This window comes from Marinobacter sp. DUT-1, assembly GCF_050379415.1.
Classification (GTDB): domain Bacteria; phylum Pseudomonadota; class Gammaproteobacteria; order Pseudomonadales; family Oleiphilaceae; genus Marinobacter.
In genome coordinates this window covers 23,585-39,083 of the sequence record NZ_JBNRLS010000003.1, presented here as the reverse complement: position 1 = coordinate 39,083, position 15,499 = coordinate 23,585, and the positions used below count along the sequence as shown (strand labels likewise).

General features: G+C 59.7%; 11 protein-coding genes. 7 read left to right on the top strand and 4 right to left on the bottom strand.

Annotation, left to right across the window (positions count from 1 at the left end):
• Window positions 1–50 precede the first annotated feature (50 nt).
• The 4 genes from gmk (at window position 51) to ACQUTG_RS10185 (ending at window position 3,748) form a co-directional block, all read left to right on the top strand.
• Window positions 51–683, top strand: coding sequence for a guanylate kinase (gmk, locus tag ACQUTG_RS10200; protein ID WP_428919299.1), 633 nt, complete (start codon window positions 51–53; stop codon window positions 681–683).
• An 86-nt stretch (window positions 684–769) separates the two neighbouring features.
• A complete protein-coding gene (gene rpoZ, locus ACQUTG_RS10195) occupies window positions 770–982 on the top strand; it encodes a DNA-directed RNA polymerase subunit omega (RefSeq protein WP_091997338.1) in 213 nt (70 codons plus the stop codon).
• A gap of 162 nt (window positions 983–1,144) precedes the next feature.
• Window positions 1,145–3,283: a RelA/SpoT family protein gene (locus tag ACQUTG_RS10190; protein ID WP_428919298.1), complete on the top strand. Its 2,139-nt coding sequence runs from the start codon at window positions 1,145–1,147 to the stop codon at window positions 3,281–3,283.
• Window positions 3,284–3,361: 78 nt separating this feature from the next.
• Window positions 3,362–3,748 carry a RidA family protein gene (locus ACQUTG_RS10185; protein ID WP_091997337.1) on the top strand — a complete coding sequence of 129 codons (387 nt, stop codon included), beginning with the start codon at window positions 3,362–3,364 and terminating at the stop codon, window positions 3,746–3,748.
• Here the strand turns inward: ACQUTG_RS10185 and ACQUTG_RS10180 are convergent.
• Window positions 3,741–4,610, bottom strand: coding sequence for an NAD-dependent epimerase/dehydratase family protein (locus tag ACQUTG_RS10180; protein WP_428919297.1), 870 nt, complete (start codon window positions 4,608–4,610; stop codon window positions 3,741–3,743). The two genes, ACQUTG_RS10185 and ACQUTG_RS10180, sit on opposite strands and share 8 nt — an antisense overlap.
• Window positions 4,611–4,686: 76 nt before the next feature.
• Here ACQUTG_RS10180 and ACQUTG_RS10175 point away from each other — a divergent pair, with 76 nt between their 5' ends.
• Genes ACQUTG_RS10175 through ACQUTG_RS10165 form a run of 3 tightly spaced genes read left to right on the top strand, consistent with a single transcriptional unit; the run spans window position 4,687 to window position 9,124 of the window.
• Window positions 4,687–5,646 carry a hydrogen peroxide-inducible genes activator gene (locus ACQUTG_RS10175; RefSeq protein WP_428919296.1) on the top strand — a complete coding sequence of 320 codons (960 nt, stop codon included), beginning with the start codon at window positions 4,687–4,689 and terminating at the stop codon, window positions 5,644–5,646.
• A gap of 7 nt (window positions 5,647–5,653) precedes the next feature.
• Window positions 5,654–7,729, top strand: a complete 2,076-nt coding sequence (recG, locus tag ACQUTG_RS10170; RefSeq protein WP_428919295.1) for an ATP-dependent DNA helicase RecG — start codon at window positions 5,654–5,656, stop codon at window positions 7,727–7,729.
• A gap of 15 nt (window positions 7,730–7,744) precedes the next feature.
• Window positions 7,745–9,124: an HDOD domain-containing protein gene (locus tag ACQUTG_RS10165; protein ID WP_428919294.1), complete on the top strand. Its 1,380-nt coding sequence runs from the start codon at window positions 7,745–7,747 to the stop codon at window positions 9,122–9,124.
• A 303-nt stretch (window positions 9,125–9,427) separates the two neighbouring features.
• On the opposite strand, the gene ACQUTG_RS10160 is transcribed toward ACQUTG_RS10165, so the two are convergent.
• The 3 genes from ACQUTG_RS10160 to ACQUTG_RS10150 form a co-directional block, all read right to left on the bottom strand.
• Entirely contained in the window at window positions 9,428–9,886 is a 459-nt protein-coding gene (locus ACQUTG_RS10160) for a DUF2489 domain-containing protein (protein ID WP_428919293.1), read from the bottom strand.
• Window positions 9,887–9,903: 17 nt separating this feature from the next.
• Window positions 9,904–12,198 (bottom strand): molybdopterin-dependent oxidoreductase, encoded by a 2,295-nt coding sequence (locus ACQUTG_RS10155; protein ID WP_428919292.1) that lies wholly within the window; start codon window positions 12,196–12,198, stop codon window positions 9,904–9,906.
• 147 nt (window positions 12,199–12,345) lie between these two features.
• Complete coding sequence (locus ACQUTG_RS10150) at window positions 12,346–15,498, bottom strand: Ig-like domain-containing protein (RefSeq protein ID WP_428919291.1); 3,153 nt, start codon at window positions 15,496–15,498, stop codon at window positions 12,346–12,348.
• Between the last annotated feature and the right edge of the window lies 1 nt (window position 15,499).

The window sequence follows — 15,499 nt, the reverse complement described above, 5'->3', positions numbered from 1 at the left end:
TTTCCAGCCCCAGGGGCGAGCAACACATCGACGTTCGGGAGTTTTCAATCATGAGTCAGGCCGGTGAGCAGGGCACCCTGTTTGTGATTTCTGCCCCCTCGGGTGCGGGCAAGACCAGCCTCGTGGCAGAAATGCTGAAAAATGATTCTAAGCTCGGTGTATCTATTTCCCACACCACCCGGCCGATGCGGGAAGGGGAACAGGACGGGGTGAACTACCACTTCGTCAGCCGCGATGTATTCGAGGCCATGATCGCCCGGGGAGATTTCCTGGAGCATGCCGATGTTTTCGGCAATTACTATGGTACCTCCCAGGTCTGGGTGCGTGAGACCCTGGCCCGGGGCGAGGACGTCATTCTCGAAATCGACTGGCAGGGGGCCGAACAGGTGCGCCGGCTCATTCCGGAATGCGTCAGCATCTTCATTGTTCCTCCCTCCTCCGAGGTCCTGCGGGAGCGTCTGACCGGACGCGGTACCGACGCTACGGACGTCGTCGAACGCCGACTCAGGGAAGCCACCGAAGAATGCTCCCACGCCCTGGAGTTCGATTACCTGGTGGTGAACGATGATTTTCAGGTGGCGCTGGCGGATCTGCTGGCGATTGTCCGTAGCCAGCGCCTGCGTATGCAGGTCCAGCAGGTCCGGCACAGGGGGCTGCTGGCCGGACTGTCCGGCAAGGCGTGATACGCGGTTTTCCTGTATACAAATTGAGCCGGTAGCAGTAAACTATCCGGTCTGCTGAATCAGTCATTTTATTTGTCGGGGAAGTTATGGCACGAGTTACCGTTGAAGATTGTCTGGAAAACGTCGATAACCGCTTCCAGCTGGTGATGCTGGCTACCAAGCGTGCCCGCCAGATTGCAACCAAGGGCTTTGAACCGATGGTTCCGGAAGAGAACGATAAGCCGACGGTCATTGCGCTGCGCGAAATTGCCGAGGGCAAGGTAACCCGAGATCTTCTGAAAGAAGAAGACGAGGATTGATCACTGCGCAGGATTTGCACCTACGCGCAAGTGAGAACCATTGAAATCTGTCCCCGCGGTTTTATAGTGTATCTATAGAACGTTGCTGGAAGGACCAGGAAGGACCCGGATGCGTGCATTCGGGTTTTTTTGTCCCTGAAATTCGAAAAGTGTGGAGGCGCGGTGTCGGCGGAGCCTACGGTTGAAGGTCTGGCGGGAGAGCTCAGTACCTATCTGGATACCAATCGCATCAATCAGGTGCGAAGGGCCTACTATTACGCCGAACAGGCTCACGAAGGGCAGATGCGCAAGAGCGGGGACCGTTACATTACCCATCCCCTGGCGGTCGCCGGTATCCTCGCCGAGCTGAAGCTTGACCATCAGAGCCTGATGGCTGCCATGCTCCACGACGTCATTGAAGACACCGGGATTCCCAAGGATGCCCTGGCCGAACAGTTTGGCGAGGATGTGGCGGAACTGGTGGATGGCGTCAGCAAGCTGACCCAGATTGAGTTTCGCTCCCGGGCAGAAGCCCAGGCGGAGAACTTCCAGAAAATGACCCTGGCGATGGCCCGGGATATCCGGGTGATTCTGGTGAAACTGGCCGACCGGCTGCACAACATGCGCACTCTCGGGCCCATGCCCTACGAAAAGCGCCAGCGTATCGCCACCGAAACCCTCGATATCTACGCCCCGATTGCCAATCGTCTGGGCATGCACTCCATTTGTACCGAGCTTGAAGATCTGGGCTTCTCGTCCCTGTACCCGATGCGGGCCAAGTATATTTCCAAGGCGGTGAACAAGCTGCGGGGCAGTCACCGGGAAATCATCGAGGAAATCCGCGGCAAGCTGCAGGAAAAGCTGGAGGAAAGGGGGCTGCCGGGCCGTATTCTCGGGCGCGAGAAGCATCTGAACAGCATCTACAACAAGATGAAGTTCAAACACAAATCCTTCCATGAGATCATGGATGTGTACGCTTTTCGGATCATCACCGACACCGAAGACGACTGCTACCGCATCCTTGGTGCTGTGCACAGCCTGTACAAGCCGCTGCCGGGCCGTTTCAAGGATTACATTGCCATGCCCAAGGCCAATGGCTACCAGTCCCTGCACACCACCCTTTTCGGTATGCACGTGAACATCGAGATCCAGATCCGCACCGAGGAGATGGAGCACATCGCCAACAACGGCATTGCGGCCCACTGGATGTACAAGAACGAGCCGTCCAATGTCACCAACGTCAATCAGGCCAGAGTAGACCGCTGGGTCAAGGGCCTGATGGAGATGCGCGAGCGTGCCGATGACTCCCTGGAGTTCATCGAACACGTCAAGGTGGACCTGTTCCCCGACGAAATCTACGTATTCACCCCGAAAGGCAGGATCATGGAGTTGCCCAGCGGTGCCACACCGGTGGATTTTGCCTATGCCATCCACACCGATATCGGCAATGCGGCAGTGGCCTGCCGGATCAATCGCAATCTTGGTTCCCTGAGCCAGCCACTGCAAAGTGGCCAGACAGTGGAAATCATCACCGCGCCGGGCGCGCGGCCCAATCCCGCCTGGCTCAGCTTCGTGGTCACCGGCAAGGCTCGCAGCAGTATTCGCCATGTCCTCAAGACCCAGAAACGGGCGGAATCCCTGGAACTTGGTCGTACCTTGTTGAAGAAGTCACTCAAGGGCTTTGGCGCCAAACTCGCCGAGATCAGCGACGGCCAGAAACAGGCGGTGGTCAATCACAACCAGGTGAACAGCTTTGACGATCTGATCAGTGACATTGGCCTTGGGAACCGCATGGCCTACCTGGTGGCCCGGCAACTGGTCAACGGTGCCGAGGGCGCAGAGGGCGCACCGGTTGAAGCCGGGCGACCGGCGGATGGCAGTCCGGTCACCATCCGCGGTACGGAAGGGTTGCTGGTGAAGTTCGCCAGCTGCTGCAAGCCGATTCCGGGAGATCCGGTGGTTGGTGTGATGGACTCCGGCAATGGCATGGTGATTCATTCCGACACCTGCTCCCGCCTGCCTGAAGACGACGAAGGCAGGGCGCGCCTGACCCACCTCAAGTGGGCCAAGAATATTACCGATGAGTTCTCGGTTGAGCTTCGGGTGGAGCTGGAACGCCAGCGCGGTGTGATTGCGGAGCTGGCCAACGCGGTGGCCATGGCTGACGGCAACATCGAGCGCATCAGCGTGGAAGACCAGAACGCCAAGTTCGGGATCGTCAGCCTGGTGGTTCACGTCAATGGCCGTAAACATCTTGCCCGTGTGATGCGCCGGATACGCAACATCCGCGCAGTGACACATATCAACCGGGTTCGCCACTGACGTCGACCAAAGGCCGGTTGACAGTTGCGGCCGTGAGCGGCGAGCATTGGCGTTTTGGAAGAGAGGAATTCTGAGATCATGACCAACAAATCCGTAATCCAGACCGAAAATGCTCCCCAGGCGATTGGCACCTACTCGCAGGCGGTCAAGGCAGGGGACACTGTCTACCTTTCCGGTCAGATTCCGCTGGATCCGGAAACCATGGAAGTGGTTCCGGGGGATTTCTCTGCCAAGACCCGTCAGGTATTCGAGAACCTCAAAGCCGTCTGTGAAGCGGCCGGCGGTGAGCTCAAGGATATCGTCAAGCTCAATATCTACATGACGGATCTGGCCAATTTCGCCACCGTCAACGAGATCATGGCGACTTACTTCCAGGAGCCGTATCCGGCCCGTGCCGCCGTTGGCGTAGCGGCACTGCCGAAGGGTGTGCCTGTCGAGATGGAAGCTGTGATGGTGCTCAGCTGAGGCTGTCGATCATCTCCCGGTACCCCGCCCGGAAGTCGGGGTACCGGAACGTAAACCCGCTTTCCAATAATCTCCTGTTACTGCATCGCTTACTCCCGGCACGGCCTCCCTTGCGCGCACCCGCCTGAGGCGGTTTGCAGGCAATTTTCTGCCGGACCCAATCTACCACTTCATCCAGTCTCACCGGCTCACAATCGCTGGCGATGTATACCGGTTCCAGTTTTTTGTCCGCCAGAGCCCGGTCCACCAGGTGAACGACCACCCGTGCGGCATCCACTTCGTGGATCCGGTTGCTGAAAGGCGCCGGCGACTGGGGATTCATGCGCCCTTCCAGAACCTCCTCCAGGAAGCGTTGGCGGCCGGGCCCGTAGATCCCGCTGAAGCGCACGATCGTGGCCGGGTGGAGGCTGTCGAGCGCGGTCTGTTCGCCGGCGATGATTTGCTGCCCACTGAATTTTGCCGGTACCGTCTCGCTGTTCTCATCCACCCACCCGTCGTCATCCTGGGAGTAAACACTGGTGCTGCTGACGAAGATCAGGCGCTTCAGTGACTGATTTCCGATGGCTTCGAGCAGGTTGGCCAGCCCATTGACATAGGCGTTCCGGTAGCCGTCTTCGTCGTAGCTGGCGGGCGTCAGGCAGTAAATGACGATGTCCAGGCGGTCCGGGAGGTTGCCTTCGAGTGTTTCCGGCCGGGTCAGATCGGCGCGGATACCGACCACTCCTTCAGGTACCTTGCTTGCATCCCGGCGAAGACCGAACACCTCGGCATTGTCGAGCAAGGCGCTGGCAATACTGCCACCAAGTTTCCCGCACCCGGCGACCAGGATGCGTGGCAGATGTCCGTTTTCAGTGATTGCCATAGACAATTTCAATCCTTATGCTTTACCTCATAAATAAGTGAAACTTCGACCCGTACCTATCTGACCGGAGCTCACCATGACTCTTACCGAGTTACGATACGTCGTTACCCTCGCCCGCGAAAGGCATTTTGGCCGGGCAGCGGAGCGCTGTCATGTCAGCCAGCCGACGCTCAGTGTTGCCGTCAAGAAGCTCGAGGACGAGCTGGGTATTCCTCTGTTTGAGCGGAGCAAAAGCAGCATCCGAGTGACGGAGACTGGTCAGCGTATCATCGAGCAGGCCCAGAGGGTTCTGGATCAGGTGCATGTGATCAAGGACATGGCGCAGGACGGCAAAAACCAGCTGAATTCACCGCTGAAGGTGGGTGCCATCTACACCATCGGTCCTTATCTGTTCCCGCACCTGTTACCTGAGTTGCGTCGGGCGGCACCGGATATGCCCTTGTATATCGAGGAGAACTACACGGCCAACCTGCGCCAGAAGCTGCGCCAGTCCGAGCTGGACGCAATTATCATCGCGCTGCCATTCGAAGAGCCGGAAGTGCTGACATTGCCACTCTATGACGAGCCCTTTGTGGTTCTGCTCCCGGCCGGTCATCCGCTGGCCAAAAAGGAACAGCTCACCGCCGAGGAGCTGGCAAAGGAACAGCTGTTGTTGCTGGGCCCGGGGCACTGCTTCCGGGACCAGGTGCTGGAATCCTGCCCGCCCATGGTGGAGGCGATTACCAAGCGGGTGGACAACGGCTCTCCCTCGCTGGTGACCGAAGGCAGCTCCCTGGAAACCATTCGTCATATGGTGGCTTCGGGGCTTGGGGTTACCGTGTTGCCCCTCTCCGCGGCGACGGCCATGCAGTATCACGAGGACATCCTCGCTGTCCGGCCGTTTGCTCCTCCCGTGCCGTTCCGGACCGTGGCCCTGGCCTGGCGGGTAACCTTCCCGAGGCCCAAGGCCATCGATGTGTTGTCTCTCGCGGCCAGTCAGTGCCGGGTGGTGGAGAAAGCGAAAACGGACAATCCGGCCGTAGCCGAATCCGCCTGAGCTCCCTATGACGGCACTGGACGACATCCCCGTCACTCAACTCAAGGGCGTTGGACAGGCCCTGGCGGATAAGCTCGCCAAGCTGGGCATCGAATCCCTGCAGGATCTTTTGTTTCATTTGCCTCACCGGTACGAGGATCGTACCCGGGTGATCCCCATGGGCAACCTCCGCATCGGCGATGTGGCCGTGGTGGAGGGCGAAGTGATGAAGGCGGATCTGGTCATAGGCCGGCGCCGCAGCCTTCAGGTGACGCTCAGGGACAGCAGTGGTTTCCTGGTCATGCGCTTTTTCCACTTCAATGCAGCCCAGAAGAACCAGCTGTCCGAGGGCGCCCGGGTTCGCTGCTTCGGGGAAGTCAGACCGGGTCGGGCCGGCTACGAGTTCTACCACCCCGAGTACCAGGTGAATCCGCCGCCCATGCCGCCGGAAGGCCAGGCGACCCTGACCCCGGTGTATCCACTCACCGAGGGCATCCAGCAGCCCAGGGTGAGGAACCTCTGTCAGCAGGCGCTGACCTACCTGGACCGGTTTCCCATCCGGGACTGGCTGCCATCAGGCCTGCTGGCGGATTACCAGTTGCCGGGCATCACCGAGGCGGTAAGGCTGGTGCATGCACCACCGGCGAACGCGCCCGTCCATCTGCTGATGGAGGGCAAACATCCGGCGCAGCAACGCCTGGTGATGGAAGAATTACTGGCGCACCAGCTCAGTCTTCTGCAGGTGCGCGAACAGATCCAGGCCCGGGAGGCACTGCCGCTGCTGCCAGCCGGAGATCTTGCCGCCCGCTTTCTCGACAGCCTCCCGTTTGCCCTGACCGGCGCCCAGAAACATGTCATGACTGATATCCGTCAGGACCTGAGTCAGCCCATCCCGATGCTCAGACTGGTTCAGGGCGACGTCGGCTCGGGGAAGACTGTGGTGGCAGCACTGGCGGCGCTGCAGGCGATCAGTGCGGGTGCCCAGGTGGCCCTGATGGCACCCACCGAGATACTGGCGGAGCAGCATTACCAGAATTTCCGTGGCTGGCTGGAGCCTTTGGGTATCCGGCTGGCCTGGCTTTCGGGGAAGGTCAAGGGCAAAGCCCGGCAGGAAGCGCTTGATGCCGTGAGCTCCGGGGTTGCCCCGGTGGTGATTGGTACCCATGCACTGTTCCAGGAGGACGTCCGGTTCGACCGGCTGGCGCTGGTGATTGTGGACGAGCAGCACCGGTTCGGCGTTCACCAGCGTCTGGCACTGAGGGAAAAGGGCGTGGGCGGTTCCCTCGCGCCCCACCAGTTGATCATGACCGCAACCCCGATTCCCCGTACCCTTGCGATGAGTGCCTATGCCGATCTCGATACGTCGGTCATCGATGAATTGCCGCCCGGGCGCAAGCCCATTGAAACTATTGTGATTGCCGACGGTCGACGCGATGATGTGATTGAGCGGGTTCGCAGCGCCTGCCGGGATGGCCGCCAGGCCTATTGGGTCTGCACGCTGATTGAAGAGTCCGAGGCGCTGCAATGCCAGGCGGCGGAGGTGACAGCACGGGAACTTTCCGAACGGCTCCCGGGGTTGCAGGTTGGCCTTGTCCACGGTCGACTGAAAGCTCAGGAAAAAGCTGAGGTGATGGAGCGTTTCAAGACCGGTGAGCTGGATTTGCTGGTGGCGACCACGGTGATTGAAGTGGGGGTGGATGTGCCCAATGCCTCGCTTATCATCATCGAGAATCCGGAGCGTCTCGGTCTGGCCCAGCTGCACCAGTTGCGAGGCCGGGTAGGGCGTGGTGAGCAGGCCAGCTTTTGTGTGTTGCTCTACCACCCGCCTTTGTCGTCCAATGGCAAGGCGCGGCTGCAGGCGCTCCGCGACAGTCAGGACGGTTTCGTTATTGCCGAAAAAGACCTGGAAATCCGTGGCCCCGGGGAGGTCCTCGGAACGCGGCAAACGGGCATGATGCAATTCCGGCTCGCGGATTTTGAAAGGGACAAGGGCTGGATTGAACCGGTCAGGGAGATGGCCCCTTCGCTGATGAAGCACCCTGACGTTGTCAATGGACTGATTCGCCGTTGGTTGGGCGAACGAATACGCTATGGCGACGTCTGAACCAGGGAGATCTTTATGGAACTACCCCTCGCGGTGCGGCAGGCTCTTGGAGATTCTGCCCAACGCGTGTCACTGACGACTGTCCGTCAGGTCGATTCGCTATCGGCATTGCGGATGTTGTTGCTCAGTGATGAACAGGGCAGCCTGCAGGTCATCTGTCGCAAACATGACCTGATCGACCTCGAGCAGCTTAACCAGCAACTTGGCCGTGACTTCCGGATTATGGAGCGTCCGGAGCAGTGGCGTATTATCGACCGGACCGGCCTTTCCGACCTTCCCGCGCTGCCATCTCTGACCGAGCTTCCGACGGTCGTGGATTTCCGGGTCCGGGACCTGGATACCGTTTCGCTGGAACTCGCCGGGCAGAACCTGGCGATTGTGATGGCGGCCAGTGACTTCCGTTCCTTGGCAGAAGCGGCCTGGCATTGTTCCTTTGCCGTCGATCCTGCCCTGATTTCTGCGCCCGGAAAAAAGTCCTCCGGTGGCGCGGACCAGTTCCATTCCAGCATCAAGAAATTCACCGCCCTGAGAATCCAGCAACGCCTGGAAGACACCCTGGAGTTGCCCCCGATGCCGGAAACGGCGCAGCGTATCGTGCACCTGCGGGTGGACCCTAATGCGGTGATGGGCGACCTGGTGGATGTTGTCGAGAGTGATCCCAGCCTGGCGGCCCAGGTGGTCAGTTGGGCGTCATCCTCGTTCTATGGTGCAGCCGGCCATGTTCGATCCGTCCACGACGCGGTCTCCCGGGTGCTGGGCTTTGACCTGGTGATGAACCTGGCCATGGGGCTGTCCATGGGCCGGGGCCTCAAGCAGTCCACTGATGGCGGAGAGGGCTATACAGGGTATTGGCGGCGCGCACTCTGGCAGGCACAGTCAGCCGGGATTCTGGCCAGCATGATGCCGAGGGGCAAGCGCCCGACCTTTGGCCTGGCATACCTGGCAGGGCTGTTGCACAACTTCGGAGAACTGGCGCTGGCCCAGATCTTCCCACCCCACCACCGACTGGTCTCAAGGGCCCAGGAAGTGAATCCCCACTTCGATCCCTCGGTGATCGAGTATTACCTGCTCGGCATCAGTCGGAATGATGTGGCGGCACGGCTAATGGAGAACTGGGGCATGCCCGAGGAGGTCATCGTGGCGATCCGGCACCAGAACGATCCGTCCTATCAGGGGCCGCACCAGGTTTACCCAAGGCTGCTCTGGCTATGTCGACAGCATCTGGCGACCCTGGGAGTCACCGGCAAGGTGGCCGCGGAGGTGCCGGAGGCCCTTTACGACGAGCTTGGCCTGGACCCCGAGCGTGTTATCAGACAGTTCCAGGAGTTGTTGAAGGGCAAAGACAGTATTCATGCCGTTACCGGGAGCTCCGATACACCGCCGTCGGGCCTTTGACCACGAAAAAAGCCGGCCCAATGGCCGGCAAGCTCACCCGCTTTTTGCAGAGTCGTCCTAACTTATCAGGAGAAAACAACGTAGGGCGTTGCCGCCGCAGATTCTGGCACCACCCTGTTTATAATCTAGATCACGAAGACAAAAAGAAAAGTCAATAGTTCGGTGTGTGAAAGGTGTGATTCGAGCGTCAGTTTTATGGGTTTTCGGAAGTTGCTGATTCTAAATGATAAAACTCAGCCTTTCCGGCTTTTGATGTTACAAACCGTTACAAAAATGAGGTCTGACCAGTTGGGTTTCGGCTGATTAGTCGAACTGGTGATGACGAATCGCTGTCGCCGCCCGGCGGATTTCGTCGGCGTGGGTTTCTTCGACTTCGAAGCGTTCCTTGTCCATCTTCTCTACGAATCGGGTCTCGGTTGCCTGCCGCGCCCGATGAGTGGGCATATGTTCCAGTTTCTCGTGAACCGTCTGGAAGATCCGGAAGGGAGCCTCCTCCAGCAGATGCGGTGCGACGTGGTCCAGCAGTCCTTTGATGCGCAGGCAGGCTTCGGAGTACTCGATCTGATCCTCTTCCACGGCCATGGCAATGACGCGGATGCTGCCGATCATGTCCTCTCGACGCTTCGCCTGGAACGCCTCGGCTTTTTCCTGACGCCGGCGCCCCTCGGAGAGCACATTCATCTGATTCCGGATGAACCAGATCAGGCAGGTTATGGCAATCAGGCCGGCAATAATCAGGGTCCACTGAAGCCAAACAGGCATGCTCTCTCCTTTCTTGATCAGGCGGAACGGCGTTGTTTTCCGGAACGCCAGACTCTGACAGTTACCGACTGGCCATTCAATACGGAAGTTCCGGACAACTGGTCTATCTGATTGTCCTCCAGCACGTCATTGATAGAGGCGCCGGCATGGGCGCTTGCCACCGAGAGGCCGGTGCCCTGACGGTCATGGCCCCAGCCGTGGGGTATGGAAGCCACCCCCGGCATGATGTCCGGGGTAACCTCGACCGGCAGCACGATGGTCTGACCGGCGCCCTGGACTTGGGCAGATTCCCCGGCCTGAAGACCGAGGCGCGCGGCATCATCCGGATGCAGCATCAGTGTGCAACGATCCTTGCCTTTGACCAGTCGGCGACTGTTGTGCATCCAGGAGTTGTTACTGCGCACATGCCGGCGGCCGATCAGGCATAGCTGGTCATCCGGTTGTGACACCAGGTGTTTGTGAAGGCGGCCCAGGTCCTGCAGATAGCGCCGGGGCGCAAGATGGATGAGCCCATCCCGGGTAAACAGCCGGTCCGGCAGAGATGGCTGGAGCGGGCCGAGATCCACTCCGTTGGGGTGGTCCCTGAGTGCCGAGAGGGAGAGGCCCTTGGGAAGGGCATTCCACTGCCGGTTAACCGGGCTCAGCCGCGCCAGACCCCGAAGCGGGTGCCGCTCGGGCAGAATATCGAGCACCAGATCAACCGCAGGCTGGAGGAATTTCCTGGCCGGCCCGGTATCGGCACCGTAGGGGCCGGAACGCAGCAACAGATCCAGGATCGGGTCCGGGCCGATTTGCTTGAAGGCGCGCCAGCCCAGTTCCGACCGCAAGGGCAACCGGCCGCCCTTGCGGTGCTGTTCCAGACGGTGGGCCAGTTCCAGGAGAATCTGCCAGTCGTGCTTCGCATCTTCACTGGGCTCGAACAGGGCGGCGCTGTATTTGGCGTAATTGCGCACGGCAAACATGCTGAATATCAGGTCGTAATGACTGCGCTCCAGCGCGGCGGTGGGCGGCAGGATGACATCGGCATGGCGGGTGGTTTCGTTCAGGTAATAGTCCACCGAGACCATGAAATCGAGTTTCTCGAACGCCTGCTCCAGGCGACGGCCATTGGGGCTGGAGAGCACCGGGTTACCGGCGACCGTCACAAAGGCCCGGATCTGGCCGTCACCCGGCGTAAGGATCTCGTCCGCCATCGTGCTGGCGGGGTATTCACCGGCAAACTCGGGAAGATCACGGACCCGGCTTCGGCGCTTGTCGAAATGCCCGTTCTGTCCGCTCATGGCCCCCAGCGCCACCAGATCGATGGCCGGCTGGGTGAACAGCACCCCCCCCACCGAGTCCAGCTTTCCGGTCAGGATGTTCAGGCAATAGGCCAGCCACGTAGCGAGGCCGCCGAAGGCCTGGGTGCTGGTGCCCATCCTCGAATACAGGGCGGCCTTGCGGGTCGAGGCGAGTTGCCGGGCCAGGCCACGGATCGCTTCGGCGTCCATGCCCGTGTGGCCGCTCACCGCTTCCGGCGTGTAGGGGACGGCAGCCAGCTGCAGCAACTCGAGATCCTTGACGAGACGTTCCGCCGGGCCCGGATCGACCAGGTTCTCCTCGAACAGGGTATTCACCATGGCCATCAGCAGCAGGGCATCGTTGCCCGGACGGATGAAGTGAAACTCATCGGCCAGTCGGGCGGTTTCCGTGCGCCGGGGGTCGATCACCACCAGTTTGCCACCACGCTGCTTCAGGGCCTTCAGCCGACCCCGCACATCCGGCACCGTCATCAGACTGCCATTCGAGGCCATGGGATTGGCGCCGATACAGATGAACAGATCAGTATTGTCGATGTCCGGAATGGGAAACAGGATCTGGTGCCCGAACATTTCCAGGCTGGCGAGCATATGGGGCAGCTGGTCATTGGACGTGGCGGAAAAACGGTTCTGGCTGCCTATGGCACGCAGGAACGGCATGGTCGCAACCAGCGACCCATGATTGTGGACATTGGGATTGCCCAGGTAGACCCCGATGCTGTTGCGGCCGTGTTCCTTCCGGGTCTGGTGCAGGCGCCGGGCGACCAGGTCGAAAGCCTCGTCCCACCCAATCTTCTGCCAGCCGCTCGCGGTCTTGCGCATGGGCTGGCGCAGCCGCTCCGGGTCCTCATGGAGATCCTGCAAGGCAATGGCTTTCGGGCAGATATGGCCCTTGCTCAGGGGATCGTTCTCATCGCCCTTGATGGAAGCAATGTGGCCATCCTTCACCTCAATGGCCACGCCGCACATGGCCTCGCAAAGGTGACAGGTGCGGTAATGAGTGCCGTTGTCCATGGAATCTCCCGGGAATTGTTGTTATGGCAGCAGGTTTCGTTGTGCAACCAGATTATCAGGTTTGGCGGGGGAGGGGAAAAGTCAGGACGGGACAAGGGAATAAAAAAGGCCAGTCCGAAGACTGGCCCAAGGCGGAGACATCTCAGGTTATTGCTTGGCCGGGATCTCCTTGATCGGGTTGGAGATGAAGTTGAGGTAAATGCCGCCCACTGGAATCTGCAGCGGAATATCTGCCGTAGTCCCTCCGCCAATCAGCACATTGATGGGCGCAACGGCGGTGTTACGTTGCTCGATCTGCATCCGGCCATCATCGAAAAAGGTAATCGGGCCGTCCAGCACGAGTTTTATCGGGTAACTGTAGAGATTGTGCTGTGCAATGCCCTCCAGGGGCGCCAGGTTGGGAGCGTCCAGTGTCAGGTTCGCAACAGTACTGAAATAGGGGCGTCCGTCACTGCCTTCGGAAATCAAGCCCTCGACCAATCCCAGGGGGTTGTCCTCAGTAGGCTCGCCGTATGTCATACGGATGATTTGAGGGCCGGTGGGCTCCTCGAGCTCTGCCAGTGACAACAGGTCCAGGTCGGACTTCAGGAACACGCTGGCGGAAGAGGCCACCAGCATGGTCGGATACAGCAGCACCCGCACGCCAATGTTATTGCCTGCTTCATCGAAAGCCGGGCCGATTACCTCTGTATCCAGACCGTAGGTCTGATAGATGAATTTATTGTCCGGACAGTCGGCTCCGGTGGTTGAACAACCGACCCGTGCGTCGGCTCCGGCGCCAAGGACAGATGCACGCTGTCCCACGACTCCAAGCTTGCCCGCATTGGCTGACGGCAGGAAGCCACCGTTGCCATCCTCCTCGTGGGCAAAGGGCTCCAGGCAGTCTGTGCCTCCCGGCGTATCGCAGTCGATGACATAGTTGGAGTTGGTATCCCGGATCGGCAGGTTACGCAGTGGTGTGAATACACTGGATTGCTCTTCTGTGCCGGTGAAGTAGATGGTCAGGTTCGGCCCGCCCACATCGGTCGGGTCAACAAGAACGTCGGTCTGAAGGGGAAGGTTTTCTTCCGAGCAGACGTAATCTCCTGTGCCGCAATCCCCGTTCGCCGCTGATTTCAGAGTGTAGCGGTAGGTTGCACCTACCTCCCAGGCGGCGTCCGGGAAAAAGCGCACGCGTTGATTGCTCTTGTTCAACCGGCCACTGACCATCTCTTCAGTGCCTACGGCTCCGGGCGTTGCGGGATTCGAGATCTTCTCTACCACAAAGGTGTTGGAATTAATGGTGGAGAGATCCATTGACTGGGAGAACTGCACCACAATCGGCCGGTCCTTCGGTAAGGTAGTGACCGGAAGCTGGTCACGAACCGTGCCTCCTGGTGCTGCGTCGACACAGGTGCCGTGGCTCCCGTTCGGGAGGTCAAGATTTTCGGTCGCGCACGGATAGCCCGGGTAGGTCGTCAGCGCGATGGGCGAGGCAAACGGCGCTTCTGATCCATCCTTGATTGCCGGAAGGGCAAAGTCCAAGGATTGTGACGCTGCGCTATTGCCGGCCAGGTCAGTCAGTGCGTTGCTGATTGCCAGGGTGTAATTGACACCATGTTTCAGGCCTCCCTGAGGGTTGATTGCTACCGTGGTGCCATCAAGCCGGGTTTCCACGGGTACTGTACTTGCGTTGCCGGCATAGAGGATGAAAGCGGTGTCGAGGCTGTCTTCATCCAGAGGTTCATCAAAATTCAGCACAATCGGATCACCGGGGCGCTGCATCTGGTCCCGATCACCCGGAATGGCAGAATCCGGACCCGGCATCCAGCTAACGAGGGTCGGGCTGGTGGTGTCGGGCTCCCAGAGATCCTCGGCGTCGAGTGCAGAGTCGGTGTCAGTGGCCGCCTCGATACGGAAGGCGATGGTGGAGTCGGTGAACTCCTGACCCAGCAAATTGGGCTCAACGACACCGATGGCATCGATCGTCAGCACACCGTCCTCAACCAGGGCGATGCCGCTGAGTTCCACGCCCAGGAGGTTCTGGGACAGGGAGGCATTGGGCTGGGCCTCCTCGGTATTCATGGCTACGTCCATGAAAAGCTTCACATGGCGGGGCGCGTTGAGGTCATCGGTATAAGGGTTCGGCAGCAGGTAGCCGCTGGCATCGGAGATCATGGTGACCTTGATGTTGCCGGTCTGCTGAATCTCCCCAGTTACGGGATTGATGATTGGCACAGTGCCGTTGATCTTGACGTCCAGGCTGCTGCTGTTGAGCACACTGCTTCGCGGAACACGCAGTGGCAACGGCTCATCCGCCTCAAATGCCGGGGCGTAGGCGAGCTCGGCGAAGAGACCGCCTGTCTGTTGGGACGGGCCGGCGGTGCCCTGAAGCACGGAGTTCAGAGTAACGCCGTTGATGATCTGTCCATTGAGTTTCGAGGTGTTCGGCTCGGTGCCGGCCAGCAGACCGGAGTCGATGACCTCCTGGAACAGGACGACTGTTGGTCCGGTTTCCCGGACGGTAAAGGTCTTGTCAAAATCCAGTGTGGTACCGGGACTGGTCAGGCTCGGGAGTCCGGAGATGCTAAGCGTGTAAGTGGCACCGGCCATGAGCTCATCGGCCTTGGTGCCGCACTGTGCCGGCTCGTCGGTCAGGCATGGATCAACGGTGATCCGACGCTGGTCGACAAGGATTTTTGCCGGAACCTCATTACCGTCGCTGTCCTCGAGAAGGATGCTGCCACCCATTTTCTTCCACTGAGGGTGGACTGGCTGGGTCAGGAGAAGACGGAAGCTGGAGAAGTCCATTGGTTGCAGCTCACCCTCGGGGGAGGGGATCATTTCCGCCACTTCGAAACTCGGTGCCAGATTGTCTTTACTGGCAATGCCGGTGAATCCGGCTCGGGTAGTGAACTGGATCCCTTCTGGACCTTCCGCGTTCGGAGTGCCAACTGAATTGGCATTGGCCGCAGCGAGTGGTTCCACAAAGGAGATGGAATATTCGGTCCCGGTGCTGAGACTATCTGCAGGTTCCAGCTTCAGGCTGCGTCCGCCATCAACTTTGGTCACGGTAAAGTCGACGTTACCAGCGCTGTCCTGAACCAGTATCTTGCTCTGTATGTCCGCTTCTTCTTCCGTAATGGCATGGGAGAAGCGGATCACGATATCGGATTTGGGGCTGATTCCGGTCTGGCCATCGGCCGGATAGGAGTAGACGACGGAGCCGGATGGCAGCTCGGCGTTCAATGTCTGCTCCTCGCCCCCACAGGCAGCGAGCAAGATCGCGGGGACGAGTGCCAGGGTCTTGTTGTATTTCATG

What these genes read in the sequence shown, in the direction of transcription:
- gmk (WP_428919299.1), top strand. Translation starts at nt 51, where the DNA reads ATGAGTCAGGCCGGTGAGCAGGGCACCCTGTTTGTGATTTCTGCCCCC.
- rpoZ (WP_091997338.1), top strand. Translation starts at nt 770, where the DNA reads ATGGCACGAGTTACCGTTGAAGATTGTCTGGAAAACGTCGATAACCGC.
- ACQUTG_RS10185 (WP_091997337.1), top strand. Translation starts at nt 3,362, where the DNA reads ATGACCAACAAATCCGTAATCCAGACCGAAAATGCTCCCCAGGCGATT.
- ACQUTG_RS10180 (WP_428919297.1), bottom strand. Translation starts at nt 4,610, where the DNA reads ATGGCAATCACTGAAAACGGACATCTGCCACGCATCCTGGTCGCCGGG.
- ACQUTG_RS10175 (WP_428919296.1), top strand. Translation starts at nt 4,687, where the DNA reads ATGACTCTTACCGAGTTACGATACGTCGTTACCCTCGCCCGCGAAAGG.
- recG (WP_428919295.1), top strand. Translation starts at nt 5,654, where the DNA reads ATGACGGCACTGGACGACATCCCCGTCACTCAACTCAAGGGCGTTGGA.
- ACQUTG_RS10165 (WP_428919294.1), top strand. Translation starts at nt 7,745, where the DNA reads ATGGAACTACCCCTCGCGGTGCGGCAGGCTCTTGGAGATTCTGCCCAA.
- ACQUTG_RS10160 (WP_428919293.1), bottom strand. Translation starts at nt 9,886, where the DNA reads ATGCCTGTTTGGCTTCAGTGGACCCTGATTATTGCCGGCCTGATTGCC.
- ACQUTG_RS10155 (WP_428919292.1), bottom strand. Translation starts at nt 12,198, where the DNA reads ATGGACAACGGCACTCATTACCGCACCTGTCACCTTTGCGAGGCCATG.
- ACQUTG_RS10150 (WP_428919291.1), bottom strand. Translation starts at nt 15,498, where the DNA reads ATGAAATACAACAAGACCCTGGCACTCGTCCCCGCGATCTTGCTCGCT.